At 69.6% G+C, this 20,853-nt stretch carries 19 protein-coding genes, 1 tRNA gene and 1 pseudogene; 14 read left to right on the top strand and 7 right to left on the bottom strand.

Annotation, left to right across the window (positions count from 1 at the left end; all coding sequences use genetic code 11):
* Positions 1-58 precede the first annotated feature (58 nt).
* From ABZS64_RS03165 to ABZS64_RS03145, 5 genes and pseudogenes are all read left to right on the top strand, one after another.
* Positions 59-1,762, top strand: a pseudogene (locus ABZS64_RS03165) (molybdopterin oxidoreductase family protein); the annotation flags it as partial.
* 8 nt (positions 1,763-1,770) lie between these two features.
* Positions 1,771-2,370, top strand: a complete 600-nt coding sequence (locus ABZS64_RS03160; protein WP_355822489.1) for a 4Fe-4S dicluster domain-containing protein — start codon at positions 1,771-1,773, stop codon at positions 2,368-2,370.
* On the top strand, positions 2,367-3,029 hold the full coding sequence (locus ABZS64_RS03155) for a Rieske (2Fe-2S) protein (protein ID WP_355822487.1): 663 nt from the start codon (positions 2,367-2,369) through the stop codon (positions 3,027-3,029). The genes ABZS64_RS03160 and ABZS64_RS03155 overlap by 4 nt, the downstream gene beginning before the upstream one ends.
* Positions 3,026-3,394 (top strand): hypothetical protein, encoded by a 369-nt coding sequence (locus ABZS64_RS03150; protein WP_355822485.1) that lies wholly within the window; start codon positions 3,026-3,028, stop codon positions 3,392-3,394. Before ABZS64_RS03155 ends, ABZS64_RS03150 begins: the two co-directional genes overlap by 4 nt.
* Before the next feature lie 100 nt (positions 3,395-3,494).
* On the top strand, positions 3,495-3,701 hold the full coding sequence (locus ABZS64_RS03145) for a hypothetical protein (RefSeq protein ID WP_355822483.1): 207 nt from the start codon (positions 3,495-3,497) through the stop codon (positions 3,699-3,701).
* Positions 3,702-3,708: 7 nt separating this feature from the next.
* On the opposite strand, the gene ABZS64_RS03140 is transcribed toward ABZS64_RS03145, so the two are convergent.
* The 6 genes from ABZS64_RS03140 to ABZS64_RS03115 form a co-directional block, all read right to left on the bottom strand.
* Entirely contained in the window at positions 3,709-4,176 is a 468-nt protein-coding gene (locus ABZS64_RS03140; protein WP_355822481.1) for an MscL family protein, read from the bottom strand.
* A 138-nt stretch (positions 4,177-4,314) separates the two neighbouring features.
* The gene (locus tag ABZS64_RS03135) at positions 4,315-4,845 is read right to left on the bottom strand and encodes a hypothetical protein (RefSeq protein WP_355822479.1); all 531 of its coding nucleotides are present in this window, start codon (positions 4,843-4,845) and stop codon (positions 4,315-4,317) included.
* A gap of 172 nt (positions 4,846-5,017) precedes the next feature.
* Positions 5,018-5,881: an S-methyl-5'-thioadenosine phosphorylase gene (locus tag ABZS64_RS03130; RefSeq protein WP_355822477.1), complete on the bottom strand. Its 864-nt coding sequence runs from the start codon at positions 5,879-5,881 to the stop codon at positions 5,018-5,020.
* A gap of 100 nt (positions 5,882-5,981) precedes the next feature.
* Positions 5,982-6,320, bottom strand: coding sequence for an FmdB family zinc ribbon protein (locus tag ABZS64_RS03125; RefSeq protein ID WP_355822475.1), 339 nt, complete (start codon positions 6,318-6,320; stop codon positions 5,982-5,984).
* 68 nt (positions 6,321-6,388) lie between these two features.
* Positions 6,389-7,654 carry an MFS transporter gene (locus ABZS64_RS03120; protein WP_355822473.1) on the bottom strand — a complete coding sequence of 422 codons (1,266 nt, stop codon included), beginning with the start codon at positions 7,652-7,654 and terminating at the stop codon, positions 6,389-6,391.
* A 263-nt stretch (positions 7,655-7,917) separates the two neighbouring features.
* On the bottom strand, positions 7,918-9,426 hold the full coding sequence (locus ABZS64_RS03115) for a potassium/proton antiporter (RefSeq protein WP_355822789.1): 1,509 nt from the start codon (positions 9,424-9,426) through the stop codon (positions 7,918-7,920).
* Positions 9,427-9,640: 214 nt separating this feature from the next.
* Here ABZS64_RS03115 and ABZS64_RS03110 point away from each other — a divergent pair, with 214 nt between their 5' ends.
* Positions 9,641-12,364: a penicillin acylase family protein gene (locus ABZS64_RS03110; RefSeq protein ID WP_355822471.1), complete on the top strand. Its 2,724-nt coding sequence runs from the start codon at positions 9,641-9,643 to the stop codon at positions 12,362-12,364.
* A gap of 3 nt (positions 12,365-12,367) precedes the next feature.
* Here ABZS64_RS03110 and ABZS64_RS03105 read toward each other — a convergent pair whose 3' ends face one another.
* Positions 12,368-12,970 (bottom strand): 5-formyltetrahydrofolate cyclo-ligase, encoded by a 603-nt coding sequence (locus tag ABZS64_RS03105; RefSeq protein ID WP_355822469.1) that lies wholly within the window; start codon positions 12,968-12,970, stop codon positions 12,368-12,370.
* A gap of 94 nt (positions 12,971-13,064) precedes the next feature.
* On the opposite strand from ABZS64_RS03105, the gene galU reads away from it, so the two are divergent.
* The 8 genes from galU to ABZS64_RS03065 all read left to right on the top strand — a co-directional run bounded on the left by galU (position 13,065) and on the right by ABZS64_RS03065 (position 20,832).
* Positions 13,065-13,970 (top strand): UTP--glucose-1-phosphate uridylyltransferase GalU, encoded by a 906-nt coding sequence (gene galU, locus ABZS64_RS03100; RefSeq protein WP_355822467.1) that lies wholly within the window; start codon positions 13,065-13,067, stop codon positions 13,968-13,970.
* A 4-nt stretch (positions 13,971-13,974) separates the two neighbouring features.
* Positions 13,975-15,276, top strand: coding sequence for a gephyrin-like molybdotransferase Glp (gene glp / locus ABZS64_RS03095; RefSeq protein ID WP_355822465.1), 1,302 nt, complete (start codon positions 13,975-13,977; stop codon positions 15,274-15,276).
* Between the two features lie 72 nt (positions 15,277-15,348).
* Entirely contained in the window at positions 15,349-15,828 is a 480-nt protein-coding gene (gene moaC / locus ABZS64_RS03090) for a cyclic pyranopterin monophosphate synthase MoaC (protein ID WP_355822463.1), read from the top strand.
* Positions 15,825-16,376: a MogA/MoaB family molybdenum cofactor biosynthesis protein gene (locus ABZS64_RS03085; RefSeq protein ID WP_355822461.1), complete on the top strand. Its 552-nt coding sequence runs from the start codon at positions 15,825-15,827 to the stop codon at positions 16,374-16,376. Before moaC ends, ABZS64_RS03085 begins: the two co-directional genes overlap by 4 nt.
* Before the next feature lie 17 nt (positions 16,377-16,393).
* Complete coding sequence (locus tag ABZS64_RS03080) at positions 16,394-17,005, top strand: GNAT family protein (protein ID WP_355822459.1); 612 nt, start codon at positions 16,394-16,396, stop codon at positions 17,003-17,005.
* 136 nt (positions 17,006-17,141) lie between these two features.
* Positions 17,142-18,263 (top strand): gephyrin-like molybdotransferase receptor GlpR, encoded by a 1,122-nt coding sequence (glpR, locus tag ABZS64_RS03075; protein WP_355822457.1) that lies wholly within the window; start codon positions 17,142-17,144, stop codon positions 18,261-18,263.
* An 80-nt stretch (positions 18,264-18,343) separates the two neighbouring features.
* Positions 18,344-18,417 (top strand) — tRNA-Ala (locus ABZS64_RS03070).
* Positions 18,418-18,543: 126 nt separating this feature from the next.
* Positions 18,544-20,832, top strand: coding sequence for an MMPL family transporter (locus ABZS64_RS03065; protein ID WP_355822455.1), 2,289 nt, complete (start codon positions 18,544-18,546; stop codon positions 20,830-20,832).
* Positions 20,833-20,853: the final 21 nt, after the last annotated feature.

Raw genomic sequence — 20,853 nt, 5'->3', positions numbered from 1 at the left:
GGCAGGCGCTGGGCAGGCGACGGTTCTTCTTCCCGGACCGGAGCCTGAACGCCGTCCGACCGACTGCCTGCTGATCGCCGGATCCAACGTGGGCGAATGCTTCCCCGTGATGACGCAGTATCTGTGGGGAGCGCGGGACCGCGGCGCCAGTCTCATCGTCGTCGACCCGCGCGAGACGGCCATCGCCCGCACCGCCGACATCCATGTCGCCCTCAAACCCGGCACCGACGCGGCCTTCTTCAACGCCGTACTGCATGTGATCGTCGAGGAGGGCCTCACCGACGAGGCCTACCTCGCCGCGCACACCACCGGCTGGGACGACGTACGCGCCAAGGCCGCCGAATACCCGCCCTTCCGCGCCGCCGAGATCTGCGGCATCCCCGCCGAACAGGTCGTGCAGGTCGCCCGCACCTTCGCCGCCGCGGACAAGGCCATGGCCTGGCACGCCCGCGGCATCGAGCACCACTCCCAGGGCGTCGAGAACTGCCTCACCGTCATCAACCTCTGTGCAGCCACCGGCAATATCGGCCGGCCGGGCGCCGGCTACGGAACCATCACCGGCCAGGGCAACGGCCAGGGCGGCCGCGAACACGGCCAGAAGTCCGACCTCCTTCCCGGCGGCCGCTCGATCATGAACGAGGAGCACCGCAGACAGATCTGCGAGATCTGGGGCATCGAGGAGTCCGAACTCCCGCCCGCCGGCACCTCGATGATGGAAATGGTCTGGCAGATGCAGCGCGGCGAGATCCGCGGACTGATCGGCATCTGCAACAACCCCTTTGTCTCCCTCCCCAACTACCACGTCGTCAAGGACGGTTACAACGCCATCGAGTTCCACGCCCAATTCGACTTCTTCCTTTCCGAGACCGCGGCCAACGCCCATGTCGTCTTCCCCGTCACCACCTGGGCCGAGGACGAGGGCGTGATGGCCAACGCCGAAGCCCGCGTCGTCAAGCACAACAAGGCCCAGGAGCCCCCGGCCGGTGTACGCACCGACACCTGGGTGATCTGCCAGCTCGCCCAGCGCCTGGGCGCGGGGGCCAAGTTCGCCTTCGCCGGATCGCGCGAGGTCTTCGAGGAGCTGCGCGTCGCCTCCGCCGGAACGGTCAACGACTACTACGGCATCACCTACGAACGCCTGGAGGAGACCGGCGGTATCGCCTGGCCCTGCCCGTCCACCGACCACCCGGGCACCGCCCGGCTCTTCGAGGACGGCAAGACCTACCACCCCGACGGCAAGATCCATATGCAGGTCGTCGACTGGCACCGCCCTATGGACCCGTACAGCGACGAGTACCCCATCTCGCTCACCACCGGCCGCACCGTCGCCCACTTCCTCTCCGGCAACCAGACCCGCAGGCTGGGCGCCCTCGTCGAACAGACCCCGCGCCCCTGGGTCGAGGTCCACCCCTCGCTCGGTTTCCGCTCCGGCGACCCGGTCCGCGTCGTCACCCGCCGCGGCAGCGAGGTCTTCCCCGCCCTGGTCACCGAGGCCATCCGCCCCGACACCGTCTTCGTCCCGTACCACTGGCCGGTTCCCACGGCCGCCAACGCGCTCACCATTGATGCCCTCGACCCCCGTTCCAAGATTCCCGAGTACAAGGTCTGTGCCTGCCGTGTCGAGCCGGCCGAGCGCATCGACGAAGTGCCCGCGCCGCCCGTCGCACCCGGCCAGTTGGCCTACCCGGAGACCCAGGTCTCCCGCACCGACCCCCTGCCGCCCACCTCGCCGCAGGGCCGCGGCACCTCGGAGAGGAGCTGACGCCCGCCATGATGGGCAGAACGATCTTCATCGACCCGGGCCGTTGCATCGGCTGCCAGGCCTGTGTCTCCGCCTGCCGCGAATGCGACTCGCACCGCGGCAAGTCCATGATCCATCTCGACTATCCCGACGAGGGGCACTCGGTCGCCTCCCTTCCCACGGTCTGCATGCACTGCGAGGACCCGGTCGCCCCGTGCGCCGAGGTCTGCCCCGCCGACGCGATCCTGGTCACCTCCGACGGTGTGGTGCAGCAGGCGGACACCACCCGCTGCATCGGCTGCGCCAACTGCGTCAACGCCTGCCCCTTCGGCGTACCGAAGATCGACCTCCAGGCGAAGCTGCAGATGAAGTGCAACCTCTGCTACGACCGCACCGCCTACGGCCTCGCCCCCATGTGCGCCACGGTCTGCCCCACCGGGGCGCTGTTCTACGGAACGCTCGAGGAGCTCCAGGCCGAGCGCCCCGGCGTCCAGGTCGCCGACTCCTTCACCTTCGGCGCGACGACGGTCAGCACCGGCGTGGCGATGGTCGTCCCGGCGGACAAGGTCCAGTGGCCGGTACCCGGCGGCCTCCCGGTCGTCGAGGTGAACGGAAGGGACGTCCGATGAGCGTCACCGAACAGCCCCCGGCCGGCGACCCTTCCCGCGGACCGGCCGGCGACCCCGCCGCGGAGTCCGCCCGGCAAGCACTGAACGACCGGATCGCCGCCGACTCGCTCACCACCCGCCGCGACTACCTCCGTATCGTCGCCACCGTCTCCGGCGGGCTCGCCGTCGGCGGCATCGGTGTGGCCGCCGGCGTGCTTCACCGGCACGGCGACAACGACGGCGTCCCCGAGCCCAAGAAGATCGCCAACGCGCTGGCCCCCGGTGAGTCCCTCGCCTTCCGCTACCCCGGCGACGAGGACCGCGCCGTGGCCGTACGGCTGAGGGACGGCACCCTCGTCGGCTACTCGGCGGTCTGCACCCACCTCGCCTGCGCCGTGCTCTGGCGCGAGGACCGCGGTATGGAGGGCGAGCTGCTCTGCCCCTGCCACGAAGGCGTCTTCGACGTCCGCACCGGCGAGGTGACGGCAGGACCGCCGCCCCGCCCACTGCCCCGGGTCATCCTCAACGAGGACACCGACGGCAGCGTCTGGGCCGTCGCTACCGCCCGCTCGGGCGAGAACGACAAGGACGCCTGGTGCCGCCAGTTCGCCGACGAGGCCCCCGACCGGGCTGCGCTGCTCGAATGTCCCGGTTCGCGTATCCAGGGGAGTCCGGCATGAGCGACCCGCAGCAGCCGCCGCGCCCCGGCTATCACCCGGGCAGTGCGCAGCCCCGGCTGAACAGGCCGGTCCATGAGCGCTATCCGCAGATCCGCTCCACCAGCGGTTACGGCGACCCGCGGATCCGGCACACCGGCCCCGGACCCGGCGCGGGCACCGAGCAGGAGCCCGAGCGCTCCTCGAAACTCACCGCCCGCCTCGCCCTGGCGATCAGCGTGGTCATCGGCCAGCTCTGGGGCCTGACCGTCGTGGTCAATCAGTGGATGCAGGGCGAGACCGGCACGGCCTGGTGGGGTGCGGGCTTCCTCTGCCTGTCGTTCCTGGTGGTCCTGGGCCTGTGGCGGCTCGACCCCAAGGACCGCTGACGCGGGCGCCCCACGGTATGGACGCGGCCACCTGCCCCGGATCCGCTCCAGGGCGACGCCGCCCGGACCGGCCCCGCCCCCTTCGCCGTACCCTGGATGTATGAGCACCGCCCCCGCCCCCGGACCGCGTGATGCGGAGCAGCCGCGGCAGCAGTCCCCAAGACCGCAACTGATCTTCGACGATCCGCTGGACCAGCAATCCTCGGACGATACGGACCGTGGGTGGGGCGAGCGGCCTCTCGCGGCCGGCGAGAGCGCAGCAGACTTGGCGCGCTTCCTCGACGAGAAGCCGCCCCACCACATCTGAGCCTTCGCTACTGCCGGTCGTGCCCCGAGCCCCGCTGGGCCACCACGGCGTCCCGGATCTCCTTCAGGACCTCGAGCTCGGTCAGCTCGATCACTTCCTTCGCGCCTTCCTTTGCCGCGTCCCGGGCGGCCCGCCTGGCCAAGTACTTGGCCATGGGCAGCACCATCAGGAAGTAGACGACAGCCGCTGTGATCACAAAGGTCAGCGTGGCGCTGAGCACCGAGCCCCAAAGGATCTTGATGCCGTCGACCTCGCCGTTCACCACCTTGCAGGTGCCCTTCAGGCAGGAGCTGTAGGAGTCGAGCTCCTTCGTCCCGAACGCTCCGACCACCGGGTTGATGACGCCCTTCACCACGGAGTTCACGATCTGGGTGAACGCCGCGCCGATGACCACGGCGACGGCCAGATCGATCACATTGCCGCGCATCAGGAAGGCCTTGAAGCCCTCCAGGACGCTGACCTTCTTCTCGCTCACCACTGAGCCTCTCTTCGCATGTGCAGGTCATGGAGTCAAACGCTCCGCAACCTACGGCACCGCGTGACCGCGCTGTCCAATCCGCGCATGCGAACAGGTGACTTGACGATACGTCAGTACGAGTCCCGGTTCGGAGAGTCAGCACACCGTCACCGCCAGCTTCGATGTCGCGCCCGCGCCGGCCAGCGCCGCGGCGGTGGCACGCGGAACGGTCAGGACCACCAGCGCGCCGCCGTCCCCGACGGCCTCCGGCGCCCGCGGAACGTCGGTCACCCGGGCCCCCGATGCCACCACCCGTGCCTCGGAGGCTTCCCCCGCAGGGGAGTTGGCGGCAGCGATCACATCCACCCGGTCTCCCGGGCGCAGCAGCCGCACCGTCGCGGCATCCGCGATACGCACCGGAGCGGAGACCATCTCGGCGGCGGGCCGTCGTTCGCGATGCGCGGCCGTCGGCGCACCGGCTCCCGGAGCGACCTGCCCAGGACCGTCCGCCCCACGCGCACCCGAAGCGGCAAGCGCCGCCGCCGTCATGGCGAGACCGGCCGCCAGCGCACGCCGTCGCCGCCGCATCGCCCGCCGCAGCCGGTGCGCCCCGCCGCGCACCCGCAGCGGCGCGAACGGCGGTACGCCGACGGGCCCCGGAGCCGAAGAAGGAGGAAGGAGCGACATGACACACACCGCCTGCCGTGAGAAGGGGAGTTGGACTGACCGCTCCTCACGATCCACCGTCCGCTCGCATCCCGCAGACGCCTGTGGACGACCGCGGCGCTGTGGACAACTCCCTCACCCACGCGGGGCTTACCGAATCCGCGCGATGGCTTACCGAACCCACGCGGGGCTTTTACGGCAGCTGGATCCCCGGGTCGAGGCCGTCCAGCGCCCGCGTGCACAGGCAGTCCCGCTCCCCGTCCACCGGCAGCCCCGCCACCGCGTCGAAGAGCACCGTCCGCAGCCGTTCCACATTGGCGGCGAACACCTTCAGCACCTCCGCGTGGGAGACACCCTCGCCCGACTCGGCCCCCGCGTCCAGGTCCGTCACCAGCGTCATCGACGTGTAGCAGAGCGCCAGTTCACGGGCGAGCACCGCCTCCGGATGCCCGGTCATGCCGATCACCGACCAGCCCATCGACCGGTACCAGAGCGACTCGGCCCGGGTCGAGAACCGCGGCCCCTCGACCACCACCAGCGCCCCGCCGTCCACCGGCTCCCAGTCCCGCCCGCGTGCCGCAGCCAGTGCGGCCTTGCGTCCCTCGGGGCAGTACGGGTCGGCCGTCGACACATGCACCACGTTCGGCACGGATCCGTCCGGCAGCGGGTAGCCGTCGTAGAAGGTCTGCACGCGCGCCTGCGTACGGTCCACGAACTGATCCGGCACGAGCAGCGTCCCCGGCCCGTACTCCGGCCGCAGCCCGCCCACCGCGCACGGCCCGAGCACCTGTCGTACGCCCACCGAGCGCAGCGCCCACAGATTGGCGCGGTAGTTGATGCGGTTCGGCGGCAGATGGTGGCCGCGCCCGTGCCGCGGCAGGAAAGCGACCTTCCGCCCTGCGATCTCGCCGAAGAACAGGGAGTCGCTCGGGCTGCCGTACGGAGTGTCCACCTGGACCTCCGTCACGTCCTCCAGGAAGGAGTAGAACCCCGAGCCGCCGATGACACCGATCTCCGCGGACGGAGTGCTGGAGAGTTCGCTCGCGTTGGTCGCCATGGCGGCCACAGTATCCGGACGCCAAAACGCCGAGGACCCCGCCGTACGCAACGGCGGGGCCCTCGGAAAGCAGACGTTGAAGCAGAGGTCGAGGCAGATGTCAGGCGGCGGAGCTGCCGCTGGTGCTCGACGAAGAGGAGGACGAGCTCGAAGACGACCCGGAGCCGTTCGACGACGTGGAGGCCGCGGGCTTCGAGTCCGACGACTTCGCACCCGTGGACGGCGTGGACGTGGACGACGCGGGCGAGCTGCTCGACGACGAACCACGGCTGTCGTTCCGGTAGAACCCGGAACCCTTGAAGACAATGCCCACGGCCGAGAACACCTTCTTCAGGCGTCCGTCGCAGCTGGGGCACACGGTCAGGGCGTCATCGGTGAACTTCTGCACCGCCTCGAGGCCCTCGCCGCATTCGGTGCACTGGTACTGGTAGGTCGGCACTTGTCTTCCTCCTGGCACTCTCACTCAATGAGTGCTAACGACGGTCCATAGTGACGTATTCCGCTGGATCAGTCCACCGTCACCGGCACTCGGTGACCCATCCCACGCGCCGCGATCCGCCCCGAGGACCTCGGCGAGAGCCGCGAGCGCAGGGCCAGGAGGGTGACCAGGGCCAGTGCGGTGCCCACCAGCGGGACCACGAATCCGGCGCTCGCGCCGTTCTCGTCGGCCAGCCGGCCGGCCACCGTCACGGCCGCCGCCTGACCGAGCGCGACAGCGCCCGTCAGCCAGGTGAAGGCCTCCGTACGGGCCGATGCGGGCACCAGCGACTCGACCAGCGTGTAGCCGCTGATGAGGGCCGGAGCGATGCAGAGGCCGACCAGCAGGCCGAGCCCGGCCAGCAGTGCCACGGAGTGCGTGGCCCAGAGCGCGGAGGCAGTCAGCGTCAGCCCGGCGTAGCCGAGCACCATCAGGCGCCGCGGGCCGCTCTTCCAGGCGATCGCGCCGCACGCGATGCCCGCGAGCATGTTGCCGGCCGCGAAGATCCCGTAGAGCAGACCGTTGACCCCGGGGTTGCCGATCTCCTCGGAGAAGGCGGTCAGCGAGACCTGCATTCCGCCGAATACCGAGCCGATGCCGAGGAAGGCCACGGCCAGGACGCGTACGCCGGGGATGGACAGGGCGGAGGCGTGCTCCACGCGCGCGTGCCCCGCGGCACGGCTCGGCTGGGGCTGGGTACGGCTCTGGGCCGCGAAGAACAGACCGCCGGCGAGCGTCAGCGTCGCCTCCGCGATCAGCCCGGCCGCCGGGTGCACACCCGTGCTGAGCGCGGTCGCGAGCACCGGTCCGACGACGAAGGTGAACTCGTCCGTCACGGATTCGAAGGCGGCCGCCGTCGTCATCAGCGGCGAGCCCTCCAGCTTGGCGGCCCAGCGGGCCCGCACCATCGGGCCGATCTGCGGTACGGAGGCACCCGTTGGGACGGCTGCGACGAACAGCGCCCACAGGGGAGCGCCCGACAGGGCGAGCACGGTGAGCGCGGAGACGGATGCGGCGTGCACCAGGACGCCGGGCAGCAGGACGGCCCGCTGTCCGAAGCGGTCGGCGAGCTTGCCGCTCTGCGGTGCGAACAGCGCCATGGAGACGCCGGTGAAGGCGGCGACCGCGCCGGCGCTGCCGTACGAACCGGTGGTGTGCTGCACCAGAAGGACGATGCCAATGGTGAGCATCGCGAAGGGCTGGCGTGCCAGGAAGCCGGGGAGCAGGAATGTCCAGGCGCCGGGTGTGCGCAGGAGCTGCCCGTATCCAGGACGGTTCTTGACCGTGGATGCCACGGTCCGTGCCTTTCTGCCGCCTGGTAGCGCTCCTCCAGTACGCGTCGTACTTGTGGTACGAGACGCACCTGAGCCGCCGAGAGCTGTCCTCTTGCGCATAACTGCGGTAGATACCGGGGCCTACTGCGAGGGCTCCGCGGCCGCCATACGGTCGCGCCAGCTCTGCGTCAGGCAGAGTTGGTCGATCAGTGTGCCTTCATGGTACAGGGAATCTCGGGGTTGTGCCTGGGAAATGGCACACATACCCAGAGGTACGCCTGTGATTAACCGGATCTTCCTTCGGCGTTTCCACCCGTCCCCAGCCAGTCGGCCAGCTTTCCGCCCTGTCCGACCGCCCGCAGCCGCCGCTCAGCGGCGTCCCGCACCGGATCCGTCGCCACCACCAGCAGCTCGTCACCCCGCCGCAGCACGGTGGACGGCAGCGGTACGAAGCTCTTGCCGTCGCGTACAACAAGAGTGACCGCCGCCCCGGCGGGCAGCCGCAGCTCCGCGACCTCCACGCCGTGCATCCGCGACTCCTCCGGGATCGCGACCGACAGCAGATGCCCGCGCAGCCGCTCAAGGGGCGCCGACTCGATGCCCAGGTCGGCAGCGTCGGCCGAGCGGAGGTGCAGCGCCTTCGCGAGCCAGGGCAGTGTCGGTCCCTGGACCAGGGTGTAGACGACGACCAGGACGAAGACGATGTTGAAGATCCGGTCGCTGCCCTCGATACCGGCGACCGTCGGGATGGTCGCGAGAATAATCGGCACGGCTCCGCGCAGCCCCGCCCAGGACATCAGCACCTGTTCCCGCCATGGAATGGGGACGGGCAGCAGGCTGACGAAGACCGAAAGCGGCCGCGCCACCATGGTCAGCACCAGGCCCACGACCACCGCGGTCCAGAAGTCCTCGGTCAGTTCGTGCGGGGTCACCAGCAGGCCGAGCAGGACGAACATGCCGATCTGCGCGATCCAGCCGAGTCCCTCGGCGAAGCCCCGGTTCGCGGGCGCGTGCGGCAGCCGGGAGTTCCCGAGCACCATCGAGGCGAGATAGACGGCGAGGAAGCCACTGCCGTGCGCCATGGCGCCGGCGGCGTACGCCACCACCGCGATCGCCATCACGGCGATCGGATACAGACCGGACGCGGGCAGTGCCACATGCCGCAGCCCGTAGGCGCCCAGCCAGCCCGCGGCGATTCCGATGCTCGCGCCGATCGCGAGCTCCAGCGCGATCTTCCCCACCAGTACGTACCAGTCGTCGACCGGTCCGGCCGTGGAGAAGGCCACCACCAGGATCACCACAGGGGCGTCATTGAAGCCCGACTCGGCCTCCAGTACACCGGTCACCCGGGACGGCAGCGGCACCTTCCGCAGTACGGAGAAGACCGCAGCAGCGTCCGTCGACGATACGACCGCACCGACGATGAGCGCCTGCCGCCACTCGAGCCCGACCAGATAGTGAGCCCCCGCGGCCGTGATGCCCACGCTCACCGCGACGCCGACGGTCGACAGCACGACCGCAGCGGGCAACGCGGGTTTGATCTCCTTCCACTTGGTGCCCAGGCCACCCTCGGCCAGGATCACCACAAGCGCGGCATAGCCGATCACCTGCGTCAGTCGGGCGTCGTCGAACTTGACGTCGAAGATGCCGTCCTGCCCTATGGCGATCCCTATCCCGAGATACAGGAGCAGGCTGGGGAGCCCGCTGCGGGAGGAGATGCGCACTGCCGCGACGGCGATGAGCAGAACGAGCGAGCAGATGAGCAGGAGTTCGTTGAGCTGGTGGACAGTCAGTGGCCGATCCTTCCCCTCGCGCCTACGCGCCGGATCGTTCCTCCGGCGGGCGACACTTCGTTACCTTACCTAATCTTTAACGTTTCCTTGACGTGGGAGATCATTTGTTCGGGGGCCGGGTAGTGCCTTTCGGATACCGCGTCCGGGCCGGTCGGGCGCTGCGCCTATGGTTGCTCCAGCACTCCAGGACCAGCCTGCGCCTCGAAGGACAGCGATGCCCGCCAACACAACCGCCTCTTCCCCCAAGAAGAAGAAGGGGCGACGCGCCCGCCTGCTCGTGATCGTCCTGGTGCTGGCGCTTGTCGCGGGTGTCGGGTACGGCACGTGGTGGAGCATCAGCACGGTGCGCGCCTCGTTCCCGCAGACCACCGGGACCATCAAGCTCGAAGGCCTCAAGAGCCAGGTCGAGGTCAAGCGCGACGACTACGGGATCCCGCAGATCTACGCGGACAGCGACGAAGACCTGTTCCGCGCCCAGGGGTTCGTCCAGGCGCAGGACCGCTTCTGGGAGATGGACGTACGCCGCCATATGACGGCAGGTCGGCTCTCCGAGATGTTCGGTTCGGGCCAGGTCGAGACGGACTCGTTCCTGCGGACCCTCGGCTGGCGCCGGGTGGCGCAGGAGGAGTACGACAAGAAGCTCTCGCCGGACACCAAGAAGTACCTCCAGGCGTATGCGGACGGCGTCAACGCCTACCTCAAGGGCCGCGAGGGCCGGGACCTTTCCGTCGAGTACGCCGCGCTCGAATTCGAGAACGACTACAAGCCCGAGAAGTGGACGCCCGTCGACTCGGTGGCCTGGCTCAAGGCGATGGCCTGGGACCTGCGCGGCAACATGCAGGAGGAGATCGACCGCTCGCTGCTGACCAGCAGGCTCAGCGAGAAGCAGATCAAGGAGCTGTATCCGGCCTATCCGTACGACCGGAACAAGCCGATCGTCGACAAGGGCGGAATCGACCCCACCACCGGGAAGTTCGACCCTGACGCCAAGTCGTCGGACATTTCCGGCAATGGCGGCACCAGTGCGCAGGGCGCCGCCCAGGGCCTCAACTCCCAGCTCGCGGCTCTGTCCAAGACCCTGGACACGATCCCGGCGCTGCTGGGCCCCAGCGGCAACGGCATCGGCTCCAACTCCTGGGTCGTCTCCGGCCAGTACACGACGACCAACAAGCCGATGCTCGCCAACGACCCGCATCTCGCGCCACAGCTGCCCTCCCTCTGGTACCAGATGGGCCTGCACTGCCGTACGGTCTCGGCCTCCTGCACGTTCGACACCGCGGGCTACACCTTCTCCGGCACTCCAGGCGTGATCATCGGTCACAACCAGGACATGGCCTGGGGCTTCACCAACCTCGGCGCGGACGTCACCGACCTGTACCTCGAGAAGCTCACCGGCGACCGCTACCTGGTGGGCGACGAGGAGAGGCAGCTGACCACGCGCCAGGAGGTCATCAAGGTCGCGGGCGGCCCCGACAGGAAGATCACGGTCCGCTCCACCGGGCATGGCCCGCTGGTCTCCGACCGCAGCGACGAGCTGGAGAAGGTCGGCCAGAAGGCCCCGGTCTCCACGGCCCCGGACCGCGGTGCCGGTTACGCGGTGGCGCTGCAGTGGACCGCTCTGCAGGCCGGCAGGTCCATGGACGCGGTCTTCGAGCTCAACCGCGCCAAGGACTTCAGCACGTTCCGCGCGGCCGCGAAGAACTTCGAGGTCCCCTCGCAGAACCTCGTCTACGCCGACTCCAAGGGCAATATCGGCTACCAGGCACCCGGCAGGATCCCGATCCGCGCGGAGGGCGACGGCACGACGCCCGCGCCCGGCTGGAACCCCAAGTACAAGTGGAAGGGCTACATCCCCTTCGACGAGCTGCCGTACGAACTGAACCCCAAGCGCGGCTACATCGTCACCGCCAACCAGGCCGTGATCGACGCCAAGAAGTACCCGCACCTGATCACCAAGGACTACGGCTACGGCACCCGCAGCCAGCGGATCAGCGACCTCATCGAGTCGAAGATCCAGGGCGGCGGAAGGATCTCGACCGAAGACATGCGCACCATGCAGATGGACAACAGCAGCGAGATCGCCAAGCTGCTGACGCCGTATCTGCTGAAGATCGACATCTCGGACTCGTACGTCCGTGAGGCGCAGAAGCTGCTGGAGGGCTGGGACTACACCCAGGAGCCGGACTCCGGTGCCGCCGCCTACTTCAACGCGGTCTGGCGCAATGTGCTCAAGCTCGCCTTCGGCAACAAGCTGCCCAAGGAGGTGCGGGTCGAGGACGAGTGCCTCAACGTCCGCCCGGCCGACAGCACGGCCCCGGACGACGAGCTGAGCAGGCGGGTGCGCGAGTGCGGCCAGCGCGACACCGATTCGGCGCAGCCGGACGGCGGCGACCGCTGGTTCGAGGTTGTACGCAGGATCCTCAAGGACGAGAAGAACGAGTGGTGGCACTCCCCGGCCAGCCGTACGGACGCCGCCACCACCACCCGTGACCAGCTGCTGGCCCGGGCCATGGAGGACGCCCGCTGGGAGCTGACCGCCAAGCTCGGCAAGGACGCGACCAGCTGGAGCTGGGGCAGGCTGCACCAGCTGACGCTGAAGAACCAGACGCTCGGCACCGAGGGCCCCGGCTTCCTGCAGTTCGTGCTCAACCGCGGCCCGTGGAATCTGGGCGGCGGAGAGGCCGCGGTCGATGCCACCGGCTGGAACGCGGCGGGCGGCTACGGCGTCATCTGGGTGCCGTCGATGCGGATGGTCGTCAACGTCGGCGACTGGGACAAGTCCCGCTGGATCAACCTCACCGGTGCGTCGGGGCACGCGTACAGCGCGCACTACACCGACCAGACCGACAAGTGGGCGAACGGCGAACTCCTCGACTGGGCCTACGGCGAGCAGGCGGTCCAGGCGAAGACCGTCGACACCCTCAAGCTCACTCCGTAGCGCTCACTGCCCGGGCTGTCCGAAGCGGATGACGGCCTCGGGGGTGACCACCGCGTGCACGGGGTGGTCGTGCGGTTCCTCCGGGACCCGTGCGACCACCTCGTTCGCGTACAGCAGCACCACCAGCGCCGGGTCGGCGCCGGCCGCCGAGAGGCGGGCGAGGACCCGGTCGTACGAGCCGCCACCACGGCCGAGCCGCATACCGCGGGCGTCCACGGCCAGTCCGGGAAGGAGCACGGCATCCGCATCGAGAACGGCGTCCACGCCGAGCCGGTCCCCGTCCGGCTCGAGCAGCCCGCGCCCGGCGCGCACCAGATGCTCCGAGCCCTCGTACAAGCCCCAGTCCAGGTCGTTGTCCGCCTTGAGGACCGGGAGCAGGACGCGTACGCCCCGCGCGCGCAGCGCGTCGAGCAGCGCCCGCGTGCCGGGCTCGCGCCCGACGGAGACATATGCGCCGATCGTGTGTGCTGCGGCCAATTCCGGGAGATCCAGGGCCTGTCGCGCGAGAACCGCGGCGGCCCGGTCGACGTCTTCAGTGGACAGAAGGCGCCGGGCGTCGAGGAGTTCACGTCGTACCGCACTCTTTCCGGACAAGTCACTGCTCATTAGGACTTCGCAAACCTCTCGTATGCTCCTCTATGAGGAGGAAGTTAACCGGAGGCTCATCTTCAGCACATACGTACCGGATATGGTGCTCCGCATGACTCAGTCGCACCCCAGGATCAGCAAGGCTGTCATCCCGGCCGCAGGCCTCGGAACCCGGTTCCTGCCTGCCACGAAAGCCACTCCCAAAGAGATGCTGCCTGTCGTCGACAAGCCCGCGATCCAGTACGTCGTCGAAGAGGCGGTCTCGGCCGGTCTTTCCGACGTACTCATGATCACCGGCCGCAACAAGCGTCCCCTCGAGGATCACTTCGACCGCAATTACGAGCTGGAAGAGGCGCTCAAGACGAAGGGCGACGCCGGCCGTCTCGCCAAGGTCCAGGAGCCGAGCGACCTCGCCACCATGCACTATGTGCGTCAGGGCGACCCGCGCGGCCTCGGTCACGCCGTCCTGTGCGCCGCTCCGCACGTCGGCAACCAGCCCTTCGCGGTCCTTCTCGGCGACGACCTGATCGACCCCCGCGACCCGCTGCTCGCCCGCATGGTCGAGATCCAGGAACGCGAGGGCGGCAGCGTCATCGCGCTGATGGAGGTCGACCCCTCGCAGATCCACCTGTACGGCTGCGCGGCCGTCGAGCCGACCGGCGACGGCGACGTCGTCAAGGTCACCAAGCTGGTCGAGAAGCCGGATCCGTCCGAGGCCCCGAGCAATCTCGCCATCATCGGCCGCTATGTCCTCGACCCGGCCGTCTTCGGCATACTGCGGGAGACCGAGCCGGGCCGCGGCAACGAGATCCAGCTCACCGACGCCCTGGAGAAGCTCGCCGAGGACGAGAAGATCGGCGGCCCGGTGTACGGCGTGGTCTTCAAGGGCCGCCGCTATGACACCGGGGACCGCGGGGACTATCTGCGGGCGATTGTCAGACTGGCGTGCGAACGTGAAGACCTGGGCCCGGAGTTCCGGTCCTGGCTTCGCAGTTACGTGACCCAGGAGATGATGTAACACCGTGAGCAGCACGATCTGGTCGGTCGACGACCACCTGGAGGACATCCTCGGCGCGATCCGGCCGCTCGACCCGATCGAGCTGCAGCTGCCGGACGCCCAGGGCTGTGTCCTGGTGGAGGACGTCACCGTGCCGGTCGCGCTGCCGCCCTTCGACAACAGTTCCATGGACGGGTACGCGGTCCGCACGGCCGATGTCTCGGGCGCGAGCGAGGAGTTCCCCGCGGTCCTCACAGTCATCGGCGATGTGGCGGCCGGCAGCGGCATACTGCCCACCGTCGGGCCCGGCGAGGCCGCCAGGATCATGACCGGCGCCCCGCTGCCGCCCGGCGCCGAGGCGGTTGTCCCGGTCGAGTGGACCGACGGCGGTACGGGCGGGGGAGCGGCCACCACGATGCGCCCGGCGGGCGAGGCCCCCGAGGGTGCGAGCGGCGAGGTCCGCGTCCACCGTCCGGCCGAGGCCGGCGCCCATGTCCGCTCGCGCGGCAGTGACGTCCAGGCGGGCGATCTGGCGCTGGAGGCGGGCACGGTCCTGGGGCCGCCGCAGATCGGTCTGCTCGCCGCGATCGGCCGCGGCACCGTGCGCGTACGACCCCGCCCGCGCGTGGTCGTGCTCTCCACCGGCAGCGAACTGGTCCAGCCCGGCGAGGAGTTGGGCGAGGGCCAGATCTACGACTCCAACAGCTTCGCCCTCTGCGCCGCCGCACGCGACGCGGGCGCCCTCTCCTACCGCGTGGGCGCGGTCACCGACGACGCGGAGACCCTGCGCGCCACCATCGAGGACCAGCTGATCCGCGCCGATCTGCTGGTCACCACGGGCGGCGTCAGCGTCGGTGCGTACGACGTGGTGAAGGAGGCCCTGTCCTCGGTGGGCGACGCGGACGTTCCGGGCAGCGGCGTCGACTTCCGCAAGCTCGCCATGCAGCCGGGCAAGCCGCAGGGTTTCGGCTCGATCGGCCCCGAGCACACCCCGCTGCTGGCGCTGCCCGGCAATCCCGTCTCCTCGTACGTCTCCTTCGAGCTGTTCGTGCGACCCGCGATCCGGGCGCTGATGGGCCTGAAGGACGTGGAGCGCCCGAAGGTGCGTGCCGTACTGACGTCCGACAAGGCGCTGAGCTCGCCCGAGGGCAAGCGGCAGTTCCTGCGTGGCCGGTACGACGCCGAGTCGGGCACCGTCGCCCCGGTCGGCGGTTCCGGCTCGCATCTGATCGCGGCGCTCGCCCATGCCGACTGCCTGATCGTCGTCCCGGAGCCGGACACCTCGGTGGGGCCCGGCGCGGATGTGGAAGTGGTCCTCATCGGCTGACCTGCTTACGGTGGCGGTACCGTGTCTGCCCACACAGGCCCCGAAGGGCCCTGACCGGGAGCGCCGCACCAGATGAGTACGCAAGGCAGGCTGACGCACATCGACGAGGCGGGGGCGGCCCGTATGGTCGACGTCTCCGGAAAGGACGTCACCGCACGCACCGCCCGCGCCAGTGGCCGGGTCCTGGTCTCACCGCAGGTCGTGGAGCTGCTGCGCGGTGAGGGCGTGCCCAAGGGCGACGCCCTGGCCACGGCCCGTATCGCGGGCATCATGGGCGCCAAGCGCACCCCGGACCTGATCCCGCTCTGTCACCCGCTGGCCGTCTCCGGCGTCACGCTGGATCTGGCGGTCGCCGACGACGCGGTGGAGATCACCGCCACAGTGAGGACCACCGACCGTACGGGTGTCGAGATGGAGGCGCTGACCGCGGTCTCGGTCGCCGCGCTGACCGTCATCGACATGGTCAAGGCCGTCGACAAGGGCGCCGTGATCACCGACGTCCGGGTCGAGGAGAAGACGGGCGGCAAGTCCGGCGACTGGAGCCGGTCATGAGCCCGCGCGGCGGAGAGGTCTACAGCCACAGCCACGGCCCGGAGGCCGGGGCGGTCCGGCGGGCCCTGGTCGTCACGGCCTCCAACCGTGCCGCTGCCGGTGTGTACGAGGACAAGGGCGGCCCGGTCCTCGCCGAGGGGCTGGCGAAACTGGGCTTCCAGGTCGACGGCCCGAGGGTCGTCCCCGACGGCGACCCGGTCGAGCAGGCCCTGCGGGAGGGGGTGGCCGCCGCGTACGACGTCATCCTCACCACCGGCGGCACCGGTATCTCGCCGACCGACCGGACCCCCGAGGTCACCCGCCGCGTCCTCGACCACGAGATCCCCGGCATCCCCGAGTCGATCCGTGCGTACGGACGCGAGAAGGTGCCCACCGCGGCGCTGTCCCGCGGGCTCGCCGGGGTCGCGGGCCACACCCTGATCGTCAACCTCCCCGGCTCGACCGGCGGGGTGCGCGACGGTATGGCCGTACTGGAGCAGCTGCTGATCCATGCCGTGGACCAGATCCGCGGCGGCGACCACCCCAGACCTGCCGGGAGCTCAAGCTGAACGCCCACTCCTGGCCGGTGATCCTGGCGGACGGCGATGTGGTCCTCCGCCCGATAAAGGTGCGCGACCAGCGGTACTGGCGCGAGGTCAACCGCCGCAACCGCGACTGGCTGCGGCCCTGGGAAGCGACGATTCCGCCGCCCGCCCCCGGTGCCCCGCACGCCCAGCGCCCCACCTACCGGCAGATGGTCCGCCATCTGCGCGCCGAGGCCAACGCGGGCCGGATGCTCCCCTTCGTCATCGAGTACCAGGGGCGTCTGGTGGGCCAGTTGACGGTCGCCGGGATCACCTGGGGCTCGATGTGCTCGGGCCATGTCGGCTACTGGGTGGACCGGGACGTGGCCGGCCGCGGGGTGATGCCGACCGCCGTCGCGCTCGCGGTCGACCACTGTTTCCGTGCGGTCGGACTGCACCGCATGGAAGTCTGCATTCGCCCGGAGAACGGCCCCAGTCGCCGGGTGGTGGAGAAACTCGGATTCCGCGAAGAGGGACTGCGCCCGCGTTATCTCCACATCGACGGTGCGTGGCGGGACCATCTGGTGTTCGCACTCACGGCCGAAGAGGTGCCCGAGGGACTGCTCCGCCGCTGGCACCAGGCACGACCCGGAGCGCCACGGGAAATAAAATAAACGTTCGAAATTGATCGCTGCTGACCATGATGTGATCTGAACAATCACAAAAAAAGTCCGTGATATCAGCCAGATCGTGCGACACACCGGGCCAATTGGCGGATGCCCTTGCGAAAACCCCTCTACGGTGTGATGCGTGAGCAGCAGCGGCCTCATCTATGCAGTCATCGTCGGGGCCTGGGCCGCCTACTTGGTGCCTATGTGGCTCCGCAGGCAGGACGAGCTCAATGAAGCCCGTCCGACGGAACGCTTCTCCACCGCAATCCGGCTGCTGTCCGGACGCGGGGCGATGGAGCGCCGATACGCCAAGGAGCTGCAGGAGCGCGACGCGGAGCAGGCCGTTCCCGACGTGGACCCGGATGGCGCCACGGACCGTTTGAGTTCCGTGGACGTCCGGGCCTTCGCCGCGCCTCCGGCCCGTACCGAAGCCCGGATGGACGTCCCGGCGTCCCGCAAGGCGCCCGAGCCGGCGGCCAAGTCTCAGGCCGCTCCGGCCCAGGCTCAGGCCCCGGCCCAGCGGCGTCCGCGCCCGCGGCCGAGCGGATCAGCGGCCGAGCGCGCCCGCCGCACCAGGGTCCTGGCCCGCCGCAGACGTACGACCGTGGTCCTCTTCCTCGCCTTCACCCTCGGCGCGATCGTCGCGGCGGTCGGCGGGCTCGGCTTCCTGTGGGCCCCTGCGGTCCCGGCCGTCCTTCTCAGTGCATACATCGTGCATCTGCGCACCCAGGAGCGCCGCCGCTTCGCGTTCACCATGGACCGGCGCCGGGCCGAGGCCGCGGCGCAGCGACTGCGGGAGAACCGTCCGCGGCGGCACCAGGCAGCGGCGGCGTCGGCCGCCGAGCCGGACGAGGAGCCCGAGGGACGCCCCGAGCCCGCGTCCGCCGCCACGCTCTCCCCGCAGGAGGCGGGGCGTCGTGCGCTCGTCGAGCAGACCGACCACGCGGAGTGGGTCGACCAGCAGCGCGAGCGCGGCCCGGCCCGCGGTGACAGCTGGGAGCCGGTCCCGGTCCCGCTGCCGACGTATGTCACCGCGCCGGTGGCCCCGAGGGCCACGAGCGGCGTCGACGTCAGCGATCCGGAGACCTGGAGCGCGGCCCGCTCCTCGACGGCCGAGCCGACTCCGGCGCCGCCCGCGCAGGAGGCGGAGCCGCCGCCCGGTCGGCGCACTCCGCAGCCCCGGCGTTCTCGCGACCGCGGCCGCACCCCGCTCTTCGATCAGTACGCGGATGAGGACCGGCCCCGCGCCGCCAACGAGTGAGCCTGCGACCAGGGCGTGACCAGCGCGGGAACGGATTTCCAAGCACCCGGATGAGGATGCTAGAGTTTCACTCGTTGCAAGGGCCTGTGGCGCAGTCTGGTAGCGCACCTCGTTCGCATCGAGGGGGTCTGGGGTTCAAATCCCCACAGGTCCACAACAACTGACGAAGTCCCGTCCGGTCATCACGACCGGGCGGGACTTCGTCGTTTGCGCATGCCGCCCCGACCGAACGGCCTTTTAATGCTGAATATCCGATTCGGCTTCCCGTCGGGAGAGACGCATGTCGATGGCCGAGCCACCCGCGCAGGCCACGAGCGCGTCCGAACCCGCGCACCGCAAGGGGCTGCTGCGCAGGCTCGGTGAATGGTGCGCCCGCCACTGCGTGATCGTCATCGTTCTCTGGCTGGTCGCCCTTGCCGGTCTTCAGGTGCTGCATCGCACATATGGCGGCGAGTACTCCGACAACTTCTCGCTGTCCGACGTGCAGTCGACGGAGGGTCTTGACGTACTGAAGGAGCACCAGCCGTCCGCGGGCGGCTACAGCAGCCAGATCGTGCTGCACGACACCGCAAAGCCGCTCACCGATCTCAGCTCGCAGATGTCAACGGTGGTCGGGAACCTGCAGAAGCTGCCGAATGTGATCTCGGTGCAGAATCCGCTGCCTCCGCCCGGATCCACGCCACCGGCCCAGCCGTCCGGACAGGACGTCGGTCCACTGTCCTCGGACGGCTCGACCGCGTACATCACCATCAGCTTCAACAAGCAGCCCTCCCTCCTGGAGGAGTCGTATCTCGACGGTGTGGACACGGCGGTCCAGCCGCTGCGGTCGGCCGGGGTGGACGTGGAGTACGGCGGTGCGCTGGGTGAGCTGGCCCGTCCCGAGGCGGACGACCGGGTCAGTGAGCTGATCGGGTTCGCAGTGGCGATCGTGGTGCTGCTGATCGGCTTCGGCAGTGTGATCGCCGCCGGCATGCCGCTGCTGACCGCGCTGACCAGCGTGATCTGCGGGCTTGCCGTCCTCGGGCTGATCGCCGCCGCTTCCACCTTCGCCACGGTCTCGCCGACTCTGGCCACCATGATCGGCCTCGGCGTGGGTATCGACTACGCGCTGTTCCTGATCACCCGGCACCGGCAGAACCTCATCGACCGCGCCGATCCGGTGAGCGCGGCAGGCCGGGCGGTGGCCACCAGCGGCCGGGCGGTGCTCGTCTCCGGCTGCACGGTCATCATCGCCCTGTGCGGCCTCTGGGTCTCCGGGATCAGTTTCATCGGCAAACTCGGCGTGGCCGCCGCCGTCACCGTGGTCACGGCGGTCATCGGCGCGCTCACGCTGGTGCCCGCCATGCTGGGGCTGGTCGGCCGGCGGATCGACAAGTACCACGTGCGCAAGCCGATCGCGGAGACGGACGCGGAGCCCGGCGCCGAGGCGCACGGAACCTGGCACCGGTACGCGATGCGCGTCGAGCGGCGGCCATGGCACTTCCTGGTCAGCGGGTTGATCGTCGTAGGCGTGCTCGCCATCCCGCTCTTCTCCATCCAGCTCGGCCACATCGGGGACGGCGCCGACCCGAAGTCCTTCACGGACCGGGTCGCCTTCGACCTGATGTCCGATGCTTTCGGGCCCGGATCCAACGGCCCGTTGACACTCGTCATCGACCAGACCTCGGTGCCGTCGGCCGACCGGGCGGCGCTCTCCTCGCAGGCGCAGAAGGCGCTCACCGATGTGCCGGGTGCCGCGACCATCACGCCGCTGCAGCCGACCCAGGACGGCGACGTCCTGGTCGCGACCGCGTACTCGAAGCAGGCGCCGCAGGACGAGGACACCACGCAGCTCGTCAACCGGATGGTGGACGACGTACTGCCCGAGGCAGTCGCCGGCACCGCGGCGAGGGGCTATGCCACGGGTACGACCGCCGCGCAGGTCGACTTCCTGGACATCGTCTCCAAGCGGCTGCCCGTGATCATCCTGGTCGTGGTCGGCCTCGCCTTCATCATCATCCTGATCGTCTTCCGCGGGCTGCTGGTCGCCGTCAAGGCGGCCGTGCTGAACGTCCTTTCCATCGCGGCCTCGTACGGAGTCGTGGTCGCCGTCTTCCAGTGGGGCTGGGGAGGTCCGGCGCTGGGAGTGTCGGGGGACGTGCCCATCGAGAGCTATGTGCCGATGATGATGTTCGCGATCGTCTTCGGTCTGAGCATGGACTACGAGATCTTCCTGCTCTCCCGCGTCCATGAGGCGTGGCTGCGCACCGGCGACTCCAAGGCGAGCGTCGCGCACGCGCTGGAGATCACCGCGCGGGTCATCACCTGCGCCGCGCTGATCATGGTCAGCGTCTTCGCCGCCTTCATCGTCAGCGACAACATCGTCGTGAAGATGCTGGGTCTGGGCCTCGCCGTGAGCGTGCTGATCGACGCGACCGTGGTGCGACTGCTCCTGGTCCCGGCGGTGATGACTCTGCTCGGGCCGGCGGCGTGGTGGCTGCCACGGTGGCTGGACCGGATCCTGCCGCATGTGGACGCGGAGGGCGAACACGAGGAGTCGACAGCGGGCGGTGGGACCGGCGGGAGCTGAGCGCGCCCCCGCCGGCCGCCC

It is taken from the genome of Streptomyces sp. NPDC005408, from assembly GCF_040606445.1.
Lineage (GTDB): Bacteria > Actinomycetota > Actinomycetes > Streptomycetales > Streptomycetaceae > Streptomyces.
This window is presented reverse-complemented; position numbering and strand designations above follow the sequence as displayed.